This window comes from Amorphus sp. 3PC139-8 (assembly GCF_040750475.1).
Taxonomy (GTDB): domain Bacteria; phylum Pseudomonadota; class Alphaproteobacteria; order Rhizobiales; family Amorphaceae; genus Amorphus.
On the sequence record NZ_JABJVY010000006.1, the window covers coordinates 103,637 to 122,153 of the forward strand.

The following is an 18,517-nucleotide window of genomic DNA, read 5'->3' on the forward strand; positions in this document are numbered from 1 at the left end:
CGGTTGGTGCGGTCTCGCTTGGCCAGGATCTTGCGTCGTGGCGGCATCGCGCCGAAGCCTACCGCGTCGTGCGCCAAACGATGAGAATCGACCATGATGATTGCGGGGCATCGAGACCCGACATCGTCGTGATCCAGGACAGGACGTCGCCACCCGTGTTCCGCAGCCCGTTTTCCCCCGCCCACCCTCGCGAGCAGCATGCGGGCGGACGACTGACCATCGACCTGGCGGCGCTTGCCGCAAACTGGCGCAAGCTGAACGAGATCGCGGTCCACGCCCAATGCGCCGCCGCCATCAAGGGTGACGGCTACGGCATCGGCCTGGAACGCGTGGGCGACGCGCTCTGGAAGGCGGGCTGCGGCACCTTTTTCGTCGCGCTTCCCGACGAGGGCATGCGGCTGCGCGAAGTGCTTCCCGGCGCCACCATCTACGTGCTGAACGGGCTTTTCCGGGGCGCCGAAGCCGACATGCGCGAGGCCAAGCTGATCCCGGTGCTCGGCTCGCCCGAAGAGATCGAGGACTGGGGCCGCTATGCCCGTTCCCTCGATCGCGAGCTGCCGGCCGCCCTGCACATCGACACCGGCATGAACCGCCTCGGACTGACCTATGAGCAGGCGGAAGCCGTCAGCGGCCTGGAGATGGTCGAAGGCATTGCGCCCAAGCTGATCCTCAGCCACCTCGCCTGCGCGGACACGCCGGATCATCCGTTGAACGCCCGCCAGCTCGAACGCTTCGAGCAGGCCCGCGACCTGTTTCCGGAGGTGCCGGCCTCGCTAGCGAATTCCGCCGGGATTCTGAACGATCCCGCCTACCATTTCGATCTCGTGCGTCCCGGCATCGCGCTTTATGGCGGCGCCGCGCGCACCGACACGGCAAACCCGATGGCACCGGTCGTCACCTTGGAGGCGCGGGTCCTGCAGGTTCGGGACGTGCCCGCCGGCGACAGCGTCGGCTATGGCGCGGTCGAGAGCGTCGGACGTCCGTCGCGGGTCGCCATCGTGTCGGTCGGCTATGCCGACGGGCTGTTGCGCGCGGCCGGAAGCCGGGACGGCAAGCCCGGGGCCTTCGGCTGGATTGCGGGACACAAGCTTTCCTATGTCGGCCGCGTGTCCATGGACCTGATCGCTCTCGACGTGACCGATGTGCCGGAGCGAATCATGCACCGCGGCGCCTGGGTCGAGCTGATGGGGTCCCATGTCGGCGTCGACGATCTTGCCCGCGCCGCCGGCACCATCGGCTACGAGTTTCTCACCGATCTGTCGCGCCGCTATGCGCGCCGCTATGTCGGGTTGGACCTCGCCTGATGGCCAAACGCGCACCGAAATTCGTCTGTCAGGAGTGCGGTGCCGTCACCGGGCGCTGGGCGGGCAAGTGCGACGCCTGCGGCGCCTGGAACTCCATCGTGGAGGAAGTCGGCGCCGACCCGATTCTGGCCGGCACCGGCAAGCAACCCGCCGTCAAAGGCCGGCGGGTCGCGCTGCACAGCTTGGCCGGCACGAATGACGAACCTCCGCGCCTGGAAACCGGCATCGCCGAGCTCGACCGGGTCACCGGCGGCGGCTTCGTGCCGGGCTCGGTGCTGCTGGTGGGCGGCGATCCGGGCATCGGCAAATCAACGCTGTTGTTGCAGGCCGCCGCCCAGGTCGCCTCGGATGGCAGTCCGGTGGTCTATATTTCCGGCGAAGAAGCGGTCGCCCAAGTGCGTTTGCGTGCCGAACGCCTCTCCGTCAATGCCGCGCCGGTCGCCCTTGCCGCCGAAACCAGCGTGGAGGATATTCTGGCGACCCTGTCGGCCGGTCCCCGCCCCTCCCTGGTCATCATCGATTCCATCCAGACGCTGTGGACCTCCATCGCCGAGGCGGCGCCCGGCACGGTCTCCCAAGTGCGCGCCAGCGCCCAGGCGCTGATCCGCTACGCCAAGACCTCCGGCGCGACCGTCGTGCTGGTCGGCCATGTCACCAAGGAGGGCACGCTCGCCGGTCCGCGTGTGGTGGAGCACATGGTCGACGCGGTGATCACCTTCGAAGGCGACGGCAGCCACGCTTTCCGGCTTTTGCGGGCGACCAAGAACCGATTCGGCCCCACCGACGAGATCGGCGTGTTCGAAATGACCGGCGCGGGCCTGCGCGAGGTGGACAACCCGTCGCAGCTCTTCCTCGGCGAGCGCGACACGGCAAGTCCCGGTGCGGCCGTGTTCGCCGGCATGGAAGGCACACGTCCCTTACTTGTGGAGATCCAGGCCCTGGTCGCGCCGACCAGCCTCGGAACCCCGCGCCGGGCCGTGGTTGGCTGGGATTCCAACCGGCTGGCGATGGTGATCGCGGTCCTGGAAGCGCGCTGCGGCGTCCGACTTGCCGGGTCGGATGTCTATCTCGCAGTCGCCGGCGGGCTCCGGATCGGCGAACCCGCCGCCGACCTCGCGGTTGCAGCCGCGCTGGTCTCCTCACTCGCCGGGCTTGCTCTGCCCAGTGATTGCGTCTATTTCGGCGAGGTCAGCCTGTCCGGTCGCGTTCGTTCGGTCGCCCATGCGGCGGGCCGCCTTAAAGAGGCGGTGAAGCTCGGGTTCGGCCAGGCAGTGGTTCCCGAAGCGGTGGCGGCAGATCCACCGAAGGGATTGCGGACAGTGGCGATCGGCGGCCTCAACGACCTTTTGCAGAAAGCCTTCGACGGTGCGGATCTCGATCGCGTTCGGGCCGGCGCCGACTCCTCCGAACGCGCCCCGGCCTTGAGGCCATGACCATGAGCCTGATCGGCGCCGCACGCGCGGCGCGGGAGCCTGAGGTAATTCAGCCATGACCTTCACCGCTTTCGACGGAATCGTTCTCGCCATCGTGGTGATTTCCGCGCTTTTGGCGATGATCCGCGGCTTCGTGCGGGAGATTCTGTCCATCGCGGCCTGGGTGGTCGCCGCCGTCGTGGCCTACTTGTTTCACGACGATCTGGTGCCGACGGTCGAAAAATACATTTCTCAGCCGACGATCGCGCTCGCAGTCTCCGCAGCGGTGATCTTCTTCATCACCCTGATCGTCGTCAGCTTCATCACGATGAAGATCTCCGACTTCGTGGTGGACAGCAAAGCCGGCTTCGTCGACCGCTTCCTCGGCTTCCTGTTCGGCGCCGCCCGCGGCGTACTCCTGATCGTGGTGGCGCTGATCTTCTTCAACTGGCTGGTTCCGGAACGCAATCAGCCGACCTGGGTGGTCGCCTCGGCGTCCCGTCCGACCCTGACCGACCTGGGCAACCGGCTGCTGACCGCCCTCCCGGAAGATCCGGAAGCCACGTTCCGCGAGGCCGTGCAGCCGCGCAAGAGCGGCGCGCCGGAAGACGACAACGCCACCGCGCCAACCCGCACCACGCCGGACTACGGCAACCAGGAGCGGAGCCAGATGGATCAGCTCATCGAGTCGACCGGAAACGGCAACGAAAACCAGAGTGGAAGCGAATCTGGAGCCCCGGCCAATTGACGTCGGCGGTTCGCGTTCTTTTATAGGTAACAGCTGGGGTTTAGCGAGGTTCGAACCGGTTCAATGCCCCGTCTCTACGATTCGACAAGCCCTGCGGGTGTGGACCACCACGCCTTCGGGGACGATGACCATTTCCACGACGAGTGCGGGGTGTTCGGCATCTTCGGCCATCCCGAAGCCGCCGCGCTGACCGCGCTCGGCCTGCACGCCCTGCAGCACCGAGGCCAGGAAGCGGCGGGCATCGTCTCCTATGATGGTGCCCAGTTCTTCAACGAACGCCATATCGGCCTGGTTGGCGACAATTTCGCCAAGCCGGCGGTGATTGGCCGCCTGCACGGCAACCGGGCGATCGGCCACACCCGCTACTCCACCACCGGCGCGCCGGTGCTGCGCAATGTGCAGCCGCTGTTTGCGGAATTCGCCGGCGGCGGGTTCGCCGTCGCCCACAACGGCAACATCACCAACGCCCGCACGCTGACGCGGTCCCTTCGCGAACGCGGAGCGATCTTCCAGTCGACGTCCGACACCGAGACGCTTCTGCACCTGGTGGCGACCAGCGAACGCAACGCCCTTGTCGAGCGCTTCATCGACGCGCTCCGCCAGCTTGAAGGCGCCTACGCCATCGTCGGCATGAGCGAGAAGAAGCTGATCGGCGCGCGCGATCCGCTCGGCGTCCGCCCGCTCGTCCTCGGCGATCTCGACGGCGCCTATGTGCTGACCTCGGAAACGTGCGCGTTGGACATCATCGGCGCCCGCTTTGTTCGCGACATCGAGCCGGGCGAAGTCGTGCTCATTACCGAAGACGGGATCGAATCGCTGCGCCCGTTCGGCACCAGCCCATCGCGCTTCTGCATCTTCGAATATGTCTACTTCGCGCGCCCGGATTCGATCGTCTCCAACAAAAATGTCTACGACGTGCGCAAGCGCATCGGCGCCGAGCTCTCCCGCGAATCGCCGGCCAATGCGGATATCGTGGTCCCGGTGCCGGATTCCGGGACGCCTGCGGCGATCGGCTTTGCCGAAGCTGCCGGCCTTCCCTTCGAACTCGGCATTATCCGCAACCACTATGTCGGTCGGACGTTCATTCAGCCGACCGACGCGATCCGGCACATGGGCGTGAAACTGAAGCACAACGCCAATCGCGCCATGCTGGAAGGCAAGCGGATCGTGCTGGTCGACGATTCCATCGTGCGCGGCACCACCTCCCTGAAGATCGTGGAAATGGTGCGCGAGGCCGGGGCAACGGAGGTCCACATGCGGATCGCGAGCCCTCCCACCACGGATTCCTGCTTCTACGGCGTCGATACGCCAGAGAAATCCAAGCTCATCGCCGCACGTATGAGTGTCGAGGAGCTAGCAAAATACATCAAGGTCGACAGCCTCGCCTTCCTGTCGATCGATGGCCTCTACCGCGCGGCCGGTGAACCCCGTCGCGAAATGGAGCGGCCGCAATTCTGCGACGCCTGCTTTACCGGCGACTACCCGACCCGGCTGACCGACCGTCAGGAAAACGGGTCCGATTCGCAACTTTCGCTGCTGGCCGAGGTGGTATGACGGCCCTGTCGTTCAAAGGCCGAGTTGCCGTCGTCACCGGAGCCACGCGCGGCATCGGCTGGGGCGTCGCAGAGGCTCTGGGTGCGGCCGGCGCCCATGTCATCGCCGTTGGCCGCACGGTCGGCGCGTTGGAAGAGCTCGACGACGCGATCCAGGCCAAGGGCGGCGAGGCCTCGACGCTGGTGCCGATAAACCTCACCGACTACGACGCGATCGACCGGTTGGGGGCCGCGATCTACGAGCGCTGGGGCCGTCTCGACATTCTGGTCGGCAACGCCGGAACGCTCGGTCAGCTTTCCCCGCTCGGCCATATTCCGCCGAAGGTCTGGGACGAGGTGATCGGGGTTAATCTGACCGCCAACTGGCGGCTGATCCGCTCCCTCGATCCGCTGCTGCGCCAATCCGACGCCGGCCGTGCCGTATTCCTGACCGCCGCCCAGCCTCACACCGGCGAGCCGTTTTGGGGCGCCACTGCCGCCTCCAAGGCGGGGTTGGAAGCGCTGATCAAGACCTACGCCAACGAGATCGCCCACACCCGTGTTCGAGCGAACCTGGTCGATCCTGGCCCAACGCGGACCCAGTTCCGCGCCAAGGCCTATCCCGGCGAAGACGCAGAGACCGTCGCGCCGGCGAAGCGCCACGCCCCCGCGATCCTGGCGCTGCTAACACCGGCGTGTCTGGAGAACGGCACCCTCGTCGATCTCGGCCGGACCATGGCCGACGACGGCGTGCTTGCGAGCGAGCGCACCACCGGACTGGCGTAAACTGCCGCAGCCACTCAGAGATATGAGGTTGGAAGGTAGCGCCTACCGGCTCACTCCGCTCATTCCCGCGCAAGCGGGAATTCATAGGGAGCCAGCGGCGTGATGATGGCGGCGCGCGGAGCGCAGCCTGCCATGACGCCCGCGCAAAACGTCACCGGCAGTGTCTTGTCGCTCCCGCCCCATGGACCCCGCTTGCGCGGGAGTGAGCGGAGCAAGAGGCCGGGTCGCGATCAGAAAATCGAACGCCGACAAATTCCGACGCGCTACGCGTACGGATTGTCGCTCTTCCTGAGCGTGAGCCGGATCGGCACGCCATCGAGCTTGAACGTCTCGCGCAGTCCGTTGATCAGGAAGCGCTTATAGGCGTCTGGCAGCTCTTCCGGCATTGAACAGAACGCAATGAAGTGCGGCGGACGCGTCTTCGCCTGCGTCATATAGCGCAGCTTGATCCGTCGCCCGGAGACCGCTGGCGGCGGATGCCGCGTGATGGCGTCGTGGAGCCAGCGGTTGAGTTGCCCAGTCGACACGCGGGTCGACCACGTCTCGACGGACTTGACCACCGCCTGCATCAGCCGGTCGAGCCCCTGCCCCGTCAGACCCGACACCGGGACCAACGCGATGCCGCGCACTTGGGGCAAAAGCCGTGTCGCCATTTCGCGCATGGCGCGCTGGGCTTCGTCGCGGTTGCGCACAAGATCCCACTTGTCGAGCGCGATTACGATCGCACGGCCCTCGCGCACCAGCAGATCGATGATGTGCAGGTCCTGCTTTTCGAACGGCATGGTCGCATCGATGGTCATCACCACCACTTCGGCAAAGCGCAGCGCCCGGATGGTGTCGGCGACCGAGAGCCGCTCCAGCTTCTCCTGGACCTTTGCCTTTTTGCGCATGCCGGCGGTGTCGACCAGGCGGAAGCCCCGGCCCTGCCACTCCCAGTCGACGGCAATGGAATCGCGCGTTATGCCCGCCTCCGGCCCGGTCAGCATCCGCTCCTCGCCCAAAAGCCGGTTGATCAGCGTCGACTTGCCGGCGTTGGGCCTGCCAACGATCGCTACCTGGATCGGACGGGTGCGGCCCGGCCCGGCCTCGTCCTCGGTCGGCGCATCGTCGGGCTCTGCCACGTCGGTCGCTTCGATGTCGTCCTCGCCGGCATCGGCGGCTTCGGCGTCGGCCAGCGCCTCGAAGATCGGCTGCAGCGCGTCATAAAGCCCATCCAGCCCCTGCCCGTGCTCGGCGGAAAACGCAATCGGCTCGCCGAGCCCGAGACCATAGGCTTCCATCGCGGCCATATCGCCGGCGCGGCCTTCCGCCTTGTTGGCGAGCACGATCACCGGATGGTCGGTGCGGCGCAGAAGCGCGCCATAGGCCTCGTCGGCCGGTGTGACGCCGGCGCGCGCGTCGACGACGAACAGGATCACGTCCGCCGCCCCGATCGCGACGTCTGTCTGCTCGCGCATCCGCCCTTCCAGGCTGGACGGGCCGGCATCCTCCAGGCCAGCGGTGTCGATCACGGTAAACCGCAAATCGGCGATCCGTGCCTGCCCTTCCCGGCGGTCACGCGTTACGCCGGGCGTGTCGTCGACGAGCGCGAGCCGCTTGCCAACCAGCCGGTTGAACAGCGTCGACTTACCGACATTCGGCCGCCCGACGATGGCGACCCGCGGAATCCGGGTCGCGTCGTGGCCCCCGCGGGCCTCAGCGGAAGGCTGAGATCTGGCCGGCATCGGACACGAACACAAGGGTGCCGGAGGCGACGATCGGCGAGGTATAGCCGTGATTTGCCGCATCCAGGTTCGACCGGATCTTACCGTCGGTCGGGTTGAGCGCGACGAGTTCGCCGCTGTTGGCCAGCGCCCAGAGCGCATTGCCGGCCAGAACCGGCCCGTTCCAGGCCAACCTCTTCTTCTTGCTCTTCGGTTTCGGCAGATCGGTGCGCCAGGCGATCTTGCCGCTGGTGCGCTCCAAAGCCACCGCACGTCCGTCGAGATCGATCAGGAACACGCCGTTGCCCGAAATGATCGGCGTCGATGCGCTTCCGACATTCTGCTCCCAAATCCGCTCGCCCGTGGAAAGCTTGACCGCGATGGTGCGACCGCCGATTCCGGTGGCATAGACCACGTCGCCGTCGATCACCGGGCTACCGGAAACATCGGTGAGCCCAGCCACAGCGAGCGTGCGCGTGGAGCGGGTCACGGAATCGATCCACTTCGGCTCGCCCTTGTCGATGGAAAGCGCCATCACCTCCCCGGAACTCATCGGCACCACCACCGTGTTGCCGGAGACAGCGGGGTTGGCGGAGGTCAGAAGCCCAGCCTTTTCCGGAATGCCGCGATAGGTCCAAAGCGTCGAGCCGTCCGACTGGTCGATCGCGACGATCTCGTTGGCTTGGTTGACGACAAACACCTTGCCGCCGGCCGCCGTCGGGATACCGCGGGCCGGCGTCTCGATCGGCTGGTTCCACAACACGCGGCCGGATCCGAGATCGAGCGCCGCGACGGTGCCATAGCCCGTGGCCACGAACACCTTGCCGTTGTCGATCGCGGCTCCGCCGCCGGTCGCGACGTCGCGCTCCTTCTCCGGCCGAAGATTGGCGCTCCACGCCCGGCCGCCACTGGACAGCGACAGCGCCGTCACGGTGGCGTCAGGCGAATAGACGATAACGTTGCCGCCCCCCACGACGGGCCGCGCGGAGATGCGCTGCGACTCGTTGGCGAACTGCATGATGCCGCCGCCCGAACCGCTGAGGCTGGCGCTCCACGCCCGCCCCGCGCTTCCGCCGAACGTCACGTGGCCGGGATCGTTGCGGGCATCGCCGCCCGCCTGGGGCCAATCGCTCATGGCATGCGCCGACCCGACCGAGATCGCCGCAGAGGTCACGTTGGACTCATCCGGGCTGTCCTGGTTTGGGAACACGTCAACCCGCTCGCCCGGAAGGATCACGTCCTTCTTGTGGAACGGATTGATCGAATCGAACTTGTCGCCGACCGACCCGCAGCCGGCGACCGCCAGCGACAGTCCGACTACGCCAAGAACCGTGACGCCACGCACACTCATTCCCCTACCTTCGTCGCCGATGCAGCCGCGCCGCCGGTCTCCGGACCCGTATCGTCGTCCGAGGCCGCAGGCGGACTCATTTCCGCAGCGATCAATTCCGACATGAGCTGAACCCGGCTTCTCAGATCCTGGGTCGCACCCGCGTCGTTGGAGATTTCGGAAAACCATTTCCGGGCCGTCGCCAGATCGCCGTCCTGATAGGCGGCAAGGCCCAGAACCTCACGCGCCGCGTCCTGCCAGGGGCCGCCGACCGACGCAACCGGGGTCAGCCGCTTTTGGATCTCGCTGCGCTCACCGCCGTTCAAAAGCACGTAGCCCGCCCGCACCCGCGCCAGGTCACGCTGACGCGCGCTCAAGTTGGTGTCGGCCGCCAATGTGTCGAAACCGCCGATCGAGGCATCCATGTTGCCGGCCAGCGCCTGCTCGCTCGCGGCCCGGAACCGGGCCAGCACCGGATAGCCGCCGGGCGCATCCGCGGCGAACGCCGTCAGCGCCTCTGCGGCCTGCTCGCTGTTGCCGTCGGCAGCCTGATCGAGCGCCGTCAGGAACGTATCGCCCGCGGCACGCTCCGAACGCTCCTTGAAATACTGGTAGCCCTTGTAGCCGGCCGTGACCGCGACGATCAGAACAGCGATGAGGATGACGGCGATGCCGAACCGGTCCCAAAGCGACTTCAACCGCTCGCGCCGGATGTCCTCCTCGACCTCCTGAAAGATGTCCGTCATCGTCGCTCCTTGCCGCCTGCGATCGAAAGCACCGCCGGGCCGTCCCAGGGTCTCGGTCGCGCCGTGTAGCGTGTTCCGGGCCGTGGGCCAAGCTCTTTGGCAAGCCCGAAGAGCCGGAAGGCGCTATCGACGCGAGAAGACGGCCGGGTCAGGCGAGGACGGGAACCCCGATCAGCCAGACGTGCACCTTCCAGACAAAGAGGGCATAAACAAGGAGACCGACGACGATCGCGACCATGTCCGCACGCACGCTGGCGCGGGACGCCCCGCCAGGCCAACCGGCCGGCTGGCGCCGCTTCAGCGAAATTCGGTCGATCACCGCCCAGGCCAGGAAAGCGACGAACAGGACGACGGAGGCAACGTCGCCGTTCGCCAAGAGATGGGCGAAGGCCCAGATCTTCACCGCCAGGATCATGGGATGCTTGAGCCGCTGGCGGATGGTGCCCGGCGCATAGGCCGCGACGATGAGCACGAACACCGGCAGCATCAGAAGCATCGTGATATGCCGCATCCAGCTCGGCGAGACATACAAGATCGCCGGTCCGGCCGAGCGCCATTCGCCGTAGCCCCAGATGATCAGCACCAGCCCGACGAAAGCGACCAGGGAGAAAACGATCCGGTAGAGGCCGTCGCCAAGCCACCCGAGCAAGGCGTCGCGGAGCCGCGGGGCGGTCGGAACCAGATGTGCCCCCAGAAAGACCACCAGCCCCACCAACATGATCCACATCGCGTCGCTCTCCACGCTCACTCCTCAGAGATCTTCTAGGGGCAGGACTCATAAATCCGGAGATCATGGGTGGAGGCGATTTGGTCGAATGCCAGGAGCGAGAGCGCAGGAAACCCGGACGGTTTTCCTGCTCTTGCGACGCAGCAGTCGGGCAAATCGATCCACTCCTTCCGGCCGGTCGATTTCTTCGGCCCGGTTCGTCGCCGATCTCGACCGTACTCTCGGTACGCGCATCGATCGGCTCCTGCCGGAGCAAAGAAATCGGCAACGGCGCAGCTCCATTCGAAGTTCATAACAGCCTCACCCCTGCGGGCCGCCACGTCGATCTCAATTGAATTCTTCCACTGTCGGAAGCGACTGCACAATTCGCATTTCGTGACGCAATCCGACCAGGCACACCGCGCCGTTCCGGCATCTGCAGTTTCCCGGACTCGCGATTTTGTGAAGGCACGATATGACCTTGCGATGACCGAGCAGGCGCGTGGTTCGGCTAGGATTTCCCGCGGGCATGAAGCGCCGGGCAAAGCGGTGGGTACCGCTTTTTCGCGAAGACCGGCGCGATCGGGAAAAGAGCGAAAGCATCAAGCGATGCGACATACTCGCAGGGTGCTTTCGCGCCAGTAAAGCCAGGAAATGGCAAAGAGGGCTTGGGGATGACGGAAACTGAACGCAGGCGCAATTCGCAGCGTGTCCGGGCGAAATGGGAGCCGGTTCGCCGTCCGCGAACGCCCCGAAAGAAAATGTCCGTGCCGTTCTTCCATTCGATGAAAAACCGAGCGGCCCTGGTGCGCTGGACCATCGCCACGTCGGCGATGTGCGCTCTGTTGATCCTGTTTGCCGGCGCAACCCCGGCCTCGGCGGCGAGCGTCACCGCCACCATCGACCTGTCCGACCAGCGCATGTACGTCTCGCTCGGCAATCACCACATGTACACGTGGCCTGTTTCGACGGCCCGCAAAGGCTATCGCACCCCGACGGGCACCTACCATCCGACGCGGATGTACCGGCGCTATTTTTCGCGCAAATATCACAATTCGCCGATGCCGAATTCGATCTTCTTCTATGGCGGCTATGCCATCCACGGCACAACTGCGGTGAAATCGCTCGGGCGGCCGGCCTCGCACGGCTGCGTCCGGCTGCACCCGGACAATGCGCGCGCGCTCTACGATATGGTTAAGGCCAACGGTCCGGGGAACACCCGAATCCGCATTCGCTGGTAGCCCGGCCGGTCCCGGCCGCTTCCGAACGGCGATCAGGCCGGAACCACTTCAAGATTGGAAAGCGCGACGGTTTCGCGAAACGTTTCGGCGAAGGCTTGCGCGACCGGCGACAGGGCGCGCCCGGCGCGCCACAACAGCCCGACTTCGCGGTAGACGTCTTCCCCGACGAGCGGACGACAACAGACGGCCGCGTCGGAGGCAGCCGACAGGGCCGGCAGCACGGTGACGCCGAAGTCGGCTCTCACCAGGGCGAGCAGCGACGTGACGTTGCGCACCATCAGTCGGGAGGCGCGGGCGACCGCCTGAAACGCGGGATCGCGCATGCGCGCCGAAGCGCCGTTCGCAATGAAGCGCTGCTCGGCAAGCTCCACCGCAGAGATCGGCGCATCGTTGATCGCCAGAGGATTGTCGGCGGAACAAACCAGAACGAACCGGTCGCGAAACACGGGCGAAAAGGCGACGATCCCCTCCGACGAGGGGCGGCCCGCAATGCCCAGCTCCACGCGCTGACGTTCGATGGAAAGCTCCACCGATTGTGAATCCGCATCGCGGACATCGAGCTCGATGTCCGGCCGCTCGGCCAGGAACCGGTTCAGAACCTGGGGCATGAGCTGAGCCGCCACAGATGGCACGCACGCCACTTCCAGTCTGCCGATCTCGTTGCGGGCATAAGCCTGGATGGAGCTTACCGAGCGGTCGAACCCCCTCACCTCCGCCCGCGCCACGATCAGGACGTATTCGCCGAGCGAGGTGAGCCGGGTCTTGCGGTCGCTTTCGAACAGCGCGCCACCCAGCTCGTCCTCAAGCTGTTTCAGCGACATAGAGACGGCCGACGGTGTGCGCCCGATCTTTTCCGCCGCGTCCTTGATGTTGCCGAGGTCGGCCACCTCGACGAACACACGGAGCTGCCCCAGCGTCAGCGCCATTGCCGTCTCCACTTCAGAAAGAATGAAATATATAACAGAAGTTTCGATTTGATTGAAGTTAGCGCCCTCCCCAAGCTTGCGCGCATCACCCTTCAAAATGCGTCAAGCTGTTGGATTGTCCGCTGTGACTGAGACCTTTGGGACCTATATCGCCGGATCATGGCGCCGGTCCGACACCTCCATTGAGAACCGCAACCCATCCGATCTTTCCGACCTGATCGGTCTTTATGCGCAGGCCTCGGCCGACGACGCGAACGAGGCCGTGGAAGCCGCCAACGTCGGAGCCGCCGCATGGGCAGGCACCGGGTTAGAGGCGCGTGCGAGCGCGCTTGAGACGATCGGGCGCGAGTTGATGGCCCGCTCTAAGGAGCTGGGCCGCCTATTGTCGCGCGAGGAAGGCAAGCCGCTCGCCGAAGGTGTCGGTGAGGTGTACCGCTCCGGCCAGTTCTTCACCTACTACGCCGCTGAAGTGCTGCGCTTGCAGGGCGACAAGGCCGACTCCGTCCGAGCCGGCGTGGAAGTCGACGTCAGCCGCGAACCCATGGGGGTGGTCGCGGTGATCTCGCCCTGGAACTTCCCGATGGCGACGGCGACCTGGAAGATCGCCCCCGCCCTCGCCTTCGGCAACACGGTGATCTGGAAGCCGGCGAACCTGACCCCCGCCTCCGCCTGGGCACTGACGGAAATCATCTCCCGCCAAGACCTACCGGCCGGCACCTTCAATCTGGTCATGGGCTCCGGCTCGGCCGTCGGCCAACCGCTGATCGACAATCCCGGCGTCGATGCCATCAGCTTCACCGGTTCGCTCGATGTCGGCCGGGGTGTCGCCGTCTCGGCCGCGCGGAACCTGACCAAGGTTCAGCTCGAGATGGGCTCCAAGAACGCGCTGGTGGTGATGGACGATGCCGATCTCGAAGTGGCCGTCGCCTGCGCCGTAGCGGGGGGGTATTCCGGCACCGGCCAGAAGTGCACCGCCTCCTCCCGGTTGGTCGTGCACACCGCCGTCCATGATGCGTTCGTGGAGAAGCTGACGGCCGCGCTATCGGCGATGACCGTCGGCAATCCTCTCGACGAGACGACCACCATGGGTCCCGTTGCCAGCGAAGCGCAGCTTGCCTCCAATCTCTCCTATCTCGACCTGGCCAAAGACGAAGGCTGCACGATCGCGTGTGGAGGCGAGCGGGTCGAGCGTGAGACCGACGGCTATTTCATGAGCCCGGCGCTGATCACCGGCTCCACCAACGCCATGCGGATCAATCGGGAGGAGATCTTCGGGCCGATCGCGGCGATCATCGAAGTGGACAGCTACGACGAAGCGCTGGCCACCGCCAACGACACCGAGTTCGGCCTGACCGCCGGCATCGTGACGCGCTCACTCGCGCGGGCGACCCATTTCCGACGCAACGCCAAGACGGGCTGCGTGATGGTCAATCTGCCCACTGCCGGCACAGACTATCACGTGCCCTTTGGCGGTCGGAAGAACTCCAGCTACGGCCCGCGCGAGCAAGGCCGCTACGCCGCGGAGTTCTACACCCAGGTGAAAACGGCCTACCTCAAGGCCGGCGATCCCGAAAGCTGAGGGCAACCGGATGGCGTCTCCCGCTTTTCTGATCGACGGACTGCAATATTCCAACTGGTCGGAAGCCTTGTTCCGCCAGGTGCGCGAAGGCGGGCTCGACGCCGTTCACGTCACCATCTGCTATCACGAAACCTTCCGCGAGACGGTCGCGAACCTGGAGCGCTGGAACCGCTGGTTCGAGCTCTATCCGGAGCTGATCCGGCCGGTTCGCACCGCCGCCGACATCGAGGCGGCCAAGCGCGAAGGCCGCACCGGCATCTTCTTCGGCCTGCAGAACTGTTCGCCGATCGAGGACGACATCGGGCTGGTGGAGATCCTGCACCAGCTCGGCGTACGCTTCATGCAGCTTTCCTATAACAACCAGAGCCTGCTCGCGACCGGCTGCTACGAGGCGGACGATCCCGGCCTCACCCGCATGGGCCGCCAGGTCGTCAAGGAGATGAACCGGGTCGGCCTCACCATCGACATGAGCCATTCCGCCGAACGCTCGACCCTGGACGCGATCGAACACTCCGAGCGGCCGATCGCGATCACCCACGCCAACCCCTCCTTCTGGCACCCGGGCCTACGCAACAAGTCCGATACCGTTCTCAAAGCCCTTGCCGCCTCCGGTGGCATGCTCGGCTTCTCGCTCTATCCGCATCATCTGAAGGACAAGTCGGCTTGCAGCCTGGCGAGCTTCTGCGAGATGGTGGCGAAAACGGCGGACTTGATCGGCGTCGAACATATCGGCATCGGCAGCGACCTCTGCCTCGACCAGCCCGACACGGTGGTGGAGTGGATGCGCAACGGGCGCTGGACCAAGGAGTTGGACTACGGCGAAGGCAGCGCGTCGGCGGCCGGATTCCCGCCACAGCCGGACTGGTTCCGCGACAACCGGGATTTCGGCCATATCGCCAAGGGGCTCGCCCAGGTCGGCTTCTCGCCGCGCGATGTCGAGCGGATCATGGGTGGCAACTGGCTCGCCTTCTACCGCCGTGCGTTCGAACCGGCAGCGGCGGCACCGGCTGCGAGAACGAGCCATGCCGGCTGAGGCGGCCGGCCACCGCACCGTCGGATTGCGGCCGCCCTCGACGGTGATGCGGCTGGCGCGGCTCGGCAGCTTCTTTCCGAGCCGGCTCTCCTTCATGCCGACGCTAATGCGCCGCCTGAAGGCGGAAGGCTGGCGCGTCGAACAGGGCGAAAATGCCCTTGATCCAAACGGTTACGGCCATGTCGTCTACCATGCTTGCGGTCCGGAGCGGACCTATAGCCTGATCGCCTTTTCCCAAAAGCTCAGCGCCGAGGAGCGCAGCGATCGGGTGATCGCCCAGGCTTGGGACGCGACCTTCGCGCTGTTCGACGGCGAACCGATGGCTGCCGATATCGAACGCCTGTCTCAAAACGCCCCGCGCCAGGAGGCCGGGCGCTACCGCCCAAGCGAACTGGTGCTCTCGAGGGCGAACCGGAGCGTGCGCTTTTTCGACCATGTGGTGGAAAGCCTCGCCGCCGGCCGCCAACCCGATCCGGTGCTGGTCGCCAGTGTCGGCTATCTGATGCGAACCACCGCCGTCTACGGCAACGGCAAGTTCGGCATTGCCGATCGTGGGGTGATCGCGGAGCGGCCGGAACTTGAGGGCCCGTTCCAGGCGGAGATGCTGAACGTCTACCTGATCCGCTGCTTCACGCTGGATCTGGTCGAGCACATTGCGCGCCATCGCGCACCGCAGACTTGCGCACCCCTTGCGCGCGCAACCAAGCGCAGGCTCGGCATCGGCAACGCGACCGGGCTCGGAATGGCGCCGTTCCTGGCAACCCACCCGGTTTTGATCAACAATTGGATCGCCGCGCGGGAAACGGCGCTTGCGCGGGTGCGCAATCTTGCGCACGCAAAGGCCGAAAGCGCGGCGGCGATCCTGTCGAACCTGGCGCGGGCGAAGGCCCATGTCGCCGAATGGCGAGTGGACGACGCCCGCCAAAGCACTCGGATCGCTGAGCTGGCGGACGACCTGGACACCCTTTCCGGCTGGATCGAGGCCAACAATCCGTTCGCCCACCCTGCCCCGTTCGATGCCATCTACCGGTTTGCCGAAGACGAGCTCGGTCCGGAAGCCCAGGAGCTGACCGTCACGCTGCTTTTGGAGCCGCACGGCGATCTGGTCGACCCGCTGACGGCGACCATGAGCGCCCGCGAGACGAACGCGTTCGAAGCCGGCATGACCGTCGGCCGGCTGAAGGAGCTAGTCCGCATCCACTACGCCTGGGCGCTTCGGATCGACTTTGCCGACCCGCCGGCCCAGAGCCGGTTCTGGTACGTCTCGGAAGAAAAGCTGGAACCCCGGCTCGGCGAGCGCTTCGAGGAGGACGGGTCCGACCGGGAGATGCCGCTGGCGATCGCCCGTGACGTTCAGGCGCTCGCCACCGCCCTCAAGGAGGCCGACGACGACAGCCTGGTTGTCAAGGTGACGCTCGCCCGGCCGGAGCTGCGCCAGATCGCGGCCCGGGTGCAGACGGTCGCCCGCAATCCCTACGGCGAGATCCACGACAACCTGATCGCTGCCGATTGCCTGCCGGTCGACCTGTTGCGCTGCAAGCTCGCCTTCTTCGGCGCCTCCAAGTTCGATCCGAAGTCCGATCGTTGGACCCGGATCACCATGTTCGCCGGCGCGCCGTTGCCAGATGAGCTGACGCCCAGCCATCCTGACTGGTTCGTGCTGTCGCCGGGGACAATATGACGATGCTGTCGCTGAACGAAATCGAAGGCACCGTGCGCAAGGCCGCGGTCGGTGTCGGCCTCGCCTACGGCCTTGCCAGCGAGGCCGGCCGGGCCGCCGGCTGGCTTGCCGCCGCCGGGCTGCCGGCGCTCACCCTCTCGGCCGATGTGCTGGACGCCGTCGCAAGCGGCGATTCCAATCCAGGCCACGCCCGCGAGGACGAGAATGGCTGGACGATTGTCGGCACCGACCGGCCCCTGTGCCCGTTCCGGGCCGGTGTCGCCGCCTGCGACCTGCTCAATGCCGGAGCGAGCCGGATCACCCTGAAAGGTGTCCTGCTGCCGGTCGCGGCGATTGGCCTCTTCACCGTGGTGTCCACCGTTCCACGCCTCATCCTCAGCCGTGGCGACCGGTCCGACGGCGCGTCGATTGCAACCGGCATCGTCACCGTCCCAGAGGCCGATCCGCTGGAGACCGGTTGGGCCGGTCCGCTCGATCTGATGATCGCAGGTTCCGACGAAGATACGCCCGCGGAAACCGGTCTGAAGCGCTACGGCGAGCCGGCCGATCGCGCCCGCGTGCTTTCCACCGGCATTCCTGACGAACCGGAGGCGATGGTCCGCCTTAAGCGTCACATCGCCAAAACTCTGGTGCCGGCCTCCGATGCCTCTCGAGAGCGCGGGGCCGGCGCCGGGCGTATCGACAGCCATTGATCCGTTTCATCGCCGTTTCGGACGAAACGCCGGTTCCCCCATTTCCCGAAATCGCTCAGACAGCCGAGAGACCGTCGTGACCACCACCCGCCTCACCCTCACGGATATCGAAAGCCTCGCCTATCGTGCCCTTCTCGGCGCCGGGGCCCGCGAACCGGCCGCCGATGCCATGGCGCGCGCGGCTGTCGCGGCCGAACGCGACGGGATTCGCAGTCACGGGCTGCACTACATTCCGATCTACTGCGAGCATGTGGAATGCGGAAAGGTGGATGGTCGCGCCCAGCCGACCGTCACTCGGCCGAAGCCGGGTGCAGTGCGCGTGGACGCCGCGACCGGCTTTGCCCATCCGGCGATCGAGGCCGGCTTCGAGCAGCTCGTTCCAGCCGCCCGCGACCAAGGCATCGCAGCACTTGCCGTCCACAATTCCTACAATTGCGGCGTGCTCGGCTATCACACCGAACGGCTCGCCGCCGAAGGTCTGGTCGGGCTCGGCTTCACCAATGCGCCGGCCTCGATCGCGCCCACCGGCGGCAAGACGCCGGTGATCGGCACCAATCCCTTCTCGCTCGCCGTTCCCGGCGACGACGCCGCGCGCGTCCTGATCGACCAGTCCGCCAGCACGGTGGCGAAAAGCGAAATCATGATGCGGGCGCGGGAGGGCGAAGCGATCCCGGAGGGCTGGGCGCTCGATGCCGACGGCAACCCGACCACGGACCCTGAGGCCGCATTAAAAGGCTCCATGACGCCTTCCGGCGGCGCCAAGGGCTTCGGCGCCGGGCTGATGGTGGAAATCTTCGCCGCCGCGCTCTCCGGCGCCACACTCGGCAAGGATGCCAGCCCGTTTTCAGGAACGGCCGGCGGCCCGCCAAGGACCGGCCAGTTCTTCTTCGCGATCGATCCCGGCGCCTTTGCCGGCGGCGTGTTCACAGACCGTGTCGATGCCCTCGTCGACGCGATCGAGAGCCAGGACGGCGCCCGCCTTCCCGGCAGACGCCGCTTTGCCAACAGAGACCGGATCGAACGCGAAGGCACCGACGTTCCGAACGCACTGATCGACCGGATCGAAGCGTACGCAAAGTAGCGTCTGCCTGTCGCCCA

General features: G+C 66.1%; 16 protein-coding genes. 11 read left to right on the top strand and 5 right to left on the bottom strand.

Annotation, left to right across the window (positions count from 1 at the left end; genetic code table 11):
- Positions 1-80 precede the first annotated feature (80 nt).
- The 5 genes from alr to HNS03_RS07970 all read left to right on the top strand — a co-directional run bounded on the left by alr (position 81) and on the right by HNS03_RS07970 (position 5,782).
- Positions 81-1,304, top strand: a complete 1,224-nt coding sequence (alr, locus tag HNS03_RS07950) for an alanine racemase (protein WP_367194328.1) — start codon at positions 81-83, stop codon at positions 1,302-1,304.
- Positions 1,304-2,737, top strand: coding sequence for a DNA repair protein RadA (gene radA / locus HNS03_RS07955; protein ID WP_367194330.1), 1,434 nt, complete (start codon positions 1,304-1,306; stop codon positions 2,735-2,737). The genes alr and radA overlap by 1 nt, the downstream gene beginning before the upstream one ends.
- Positions 2,738-2,792: 55 nt before the next feature.
- Complete coding sequence (locus tag HNS03_RS07960) at positions 2,793-3,464, top strand: CvpA family protein (RefSeq protein WP_367194332.1); 672 nt, start codon at positions 2,793-2,795, stop codon at positions 3,462-3,464.
- A 63-nt stretch (positions 3,465-3,527) separates the two neighbouring features.
- Positions 3,528-5,018, top strand: coding sequence for an amidophosphoribosyltransferase (gene purF, locus HNS03_RS07965; protein WP_367194334.1), 1,491 nt, complete (start codon positions 3,528-3,530; stop codon positions 5,016-5,018).
- Entirely contained in the window at positions 5,015-5,782 is a 768-nt protein-coding gene (locus tag HNS03_RS07970) for an SDR family NAD(P)-dependent oxidoreductase (protein ID WP_367194336.1), read from the top strand. The genes purF and HNS03_RS07970 overlap by 4 nt, the downstream gene beginning before the upstream one ends.
- Before the next feature lie 263 nt (positions 5,783-6,045).
- On the opposite strand, the gene der is transcribed toward HNS03_RS07970, so the two are convergent.
- The 4 genes from der to HNS03_RS07990 form a co-directional block, all read right to left on the bottom strand.
- The gene (gene der / locus HNS03_RS07975; RefSeq protein ID WP_367194337.1) at positions 6,046-7,506 is read right to left on the bottom strand and encodes a ribosome biogenesis GTPase Der; all 1,461 of its coding nucleotides are present in this window, start codon (positions 7,504-7,506) and stop codon (positions 6,046-6,048) included.
- Entirely contained in the window at positions 7,478-8,836 is a 1,359-nt protein-coding gene (locus HNS03_RS07980; protein ID WP_367194339.1) for a PQQ-binding-like beta-propeller repeat protein, read from the bottom strand. Before HNS03_RS07980 ends, der begins: the two co-directional genes overlap by 29 nt.
- Positions 8,833-9,561 carry a tetratricopeptide repeat protein gene (locus HNS03_RS07985; RefSeq protein ID WP_367194340.1) on the bottom strand — a complete coding sequence of 243 codons (729 nt, stop codon included), beginning with the start codon at positions 9,559-9,561 and terminating at the stop codon, positions 8,833-8,835. Before HNS03_RS07985 ends, HNS03_RS07980 begins: the two co-directional genes overlap by 4 nt.
- Positions 9,562-9,709: 148 nt before the next feature.
- Positions 9,710-10,309, bottom strand: coding sequence for an NnrU family protein (locus HNS03_RS07990; RefSeq protein WP_367194341.1), 600 nt, complete (start codon positions 10,307-10,309; stop codon positions 9,710-9,712).
- 725 nt (positions 10,310-11,034) lie between these two features.
- Between HNS03_RS07990 and HNS03_RS07995 the strand changes: the two genes are divergently transcribed.
- Positions 11,035-11,508: a L,D-transpeptidase gene (locus HNS03_RS07995; protein ID WP_367194343.1), complete on the top strand. Its 474-nt coding sequence runs from the start codon at positions 11,035-11,037 to the stop codon at positions 11,506-11,508.
- Between the two features lie 32 nt (positions 11,509-11,540).
- Here HNS03_RS07995 and HNS03_RS08000 read toward each other — a convergent pair whose 3' ends face one another.
- Positions 11,541-12,434 carry a LysR family transcriptional regulator gene (locus HNS03_RS08000; RefSeq protein ID WP_367194344.1) on the bottom strand — a complete coding sequence of 298 codons (894 nt, stop codon included), beginning with the start codon at positions 12,432-12,434 and terminating at the stop codon, positions 11,541-11,543.
- Positions 12,435-12,558: 124 nt separating this feature from the next.
- On the opposite strand from HNS03_RS08000, the gene HNS03_RS08005 reads away from it, so the two are divergent.
- The 5 genes from HNS03_RS08005 (at position 12,559) to HNS03_RS08025 (ending at position 18,500) form a co-directional block, all read left to right on the top strand.
- Positions 12,559-14,013, top strand: coding sequence for an aldehyde dehydrogenase family protein (locus HNS03_RS08005; protein WP_367194346.1), 1,455 nt, complete (start codon positions 12,559-12,561; stop codon positions 14,011-14,013).
- A 10-nt stretch (positions 14,014-14,023) separates the two neighbouring features.
- Positions 14,024-15,046 (top strand): membrane dipeptidase, encoded by a 1,023-nt coding sequence (locus HNS03_RS08010; RefSeq protein ID WP_367194347.1) that lies wholly within the window; start codon positions 14,024-14,026, stop codon positions 15,044-15,046.
- Positions 15,036-16,727 (top strand): hypothetical protein, encoded by a 1,692-nt coding sequence (locus HNS03_RS08015; protein ID WP_367194349.1) that lies wholly within the window; start codon positions 15,036-15,038, stop codon positions 16,725-16,727. The genes HNS03_RS08010 and HNS03_RS08015 overlap by 11 nt, the downstream gene beginning before the upstream one ends.
- 2 nt (positions 16,728-16,729) lie before the next feature.
- Positions 16,730-17,419, top strand: coding sequence for a DUF3726 domain-containing protein (locus HNS03_RS08020; protein ID WP_367194351.1), 690 nt, complete (start codon positions 16,730-16,732; stop codon positions 17,417-17,419).
- 76 nt (positions 17,420-17,495) lie between these two features.
- Entirely contained in the window at positions 17,496-18,500 is a 1,005-nt protein-coding gene (locus HNS03_RS08025; protein WP_367194352.1) for an Ldh family oxidoreductase, read from the top strand.
- The last annotated feature ends 17 nt before the right edge of the window (positions 18,501-18,517 follow it).